The sequence below is a fragment of the Acidobacteriota bacterium genome, assembly GCA_003225175.1.
Classification (GTDB): Bacteria; Acidobacteriota; Terriglobia; order Terriglobales; family Acidobacteriaceae; genus Gp1-AA112.
The window spans coordinates 806-2,085 of record QIBA01000257.1; the positions used below are offsets into that span (position 1 = coordinate 806).

Consider the following 1,280-nt stretch of genomic DNA (forward strand, 5'->3'; position numbering starts at 1 on the left):
CTCAAGCTCATGGTGTGGGGTTATTTTCTTATTCTGCCTTTTCTGTGGAGCGACATCATTGGGCGCTGGGCTTTCCCGGAGCGGGCGGCAACATGTCTGCTGCTCTTCGGTTCAGGATTCGTCACGCTGCTTGGCGGGCTGTCTGCAGGACACCCGGGTTTCGGCTTGATCGAACGCGCCAGACTTGATCACATCGGCACCGCACTTCGGCCGTTACCGGTGGAAGCCCGATTCGCCACTTATCCCACCTACAATCATCCAGTTTTGCTACAAGGCCGCAAAGTTGTCCTCGGCTATCCCGGGCATTTGTGGACGGAAGGCCTCGATTACGGCAAGGCCAATGATCAGTTGACGGCGTTGATGAACGGCGCGGCAAACTGGCGCGAGGCCGCGAAAGCTTTGGGCGTTCGCTACATCTTCTGGGGCCAGGATGAGAAGACTAATTACCAATCAAGTAGCCGGCCATGGGAAGCCAAGGCATTCCTCGTCGCGTCCGGTGATTGGGGCGCAATTTACGACCTCACCAAGGCTGCTCCTCAGCAATAAGGCCGGACGTTCCTGTTCCGTTGGCGACTCATGGAACAGCCATCTTTCGCCGGACACGAAACGGATGCATGAGGAAAACAAAGTAGATCGCGCTCACAAAATCCGTCAGGCTTGAAGAAGGACTTGTTAGGCGCAACGGTCCGTTACGCAATCCTGCAAGAACGTTCTCGACCGTGAGCGCAGGTGGCATTGGCATGCTCGTGTAATGCTGGCCAAAGGCGTGCAGCCGATGCGCATCGGATGTGGCAATTAATGGTTTGTCGAACCGGGTTGCGACTCCTTCTGCCCGGCGGTTCGGATTGAATGGGCCCATGTGAAAATGACAGAGCTCAATCGCATCAAAACAATCGATCTCTGCGACCAGCCGCGATCCAATTGAGCCGCCGAAAATGTAGAACGGATGCGGCGCGATAGTGAAAATAGAATTCCCTCGGCGCGCCCGGAGCCGCCTCAGATCATCAAAATTTCTCACCTGCGCAATCTCTGCCGCGGTGACATTCAACACAATCACGTCTGCACCCAACAAACGTACCTCAACCGCGGGAATCAGTAGAATGCCCATTGCCGCCGCATCGGCGAACACTTCTTTCCGATCAAACACGGCGTCATGCAGGGTAATCGCGAGGACGCGAAATCCGAGAGAGCGCGCGCGTTCCAGCAATTGATGCGCTGAAAAATCCACGGCGTCTTTGGGGTCATCGAGGGTGTGAATATGCAGATCGATTTTTATCCAA

General features: G+C 55.4%; 2 protein-coding genes. One reads left to right on the forward strand and one right to left on the reverse strand.

Features of this window, described 5'->3' with window-relative positions; genetic code table 11:
• Positions 1–546, forward strand: a 546-nt coding sequence (locus DMG62_25195) for a hypothetical protein (GenBank protein ID PYY18873.1), incomplete at its 5' end; no start/stop codon positions are given.
• Between the two features lie 28 nt (positions 547–574).
• Here the strand turns inward: DMG62_25195 and DMG62_25200 are convergent.
• Positions 575–1,280: hypothetical protein (locus DMG62_25200; protein PYY18874.1), on the reverse strand; the 706-nt coding region annotated here is incomplete at its 5' end.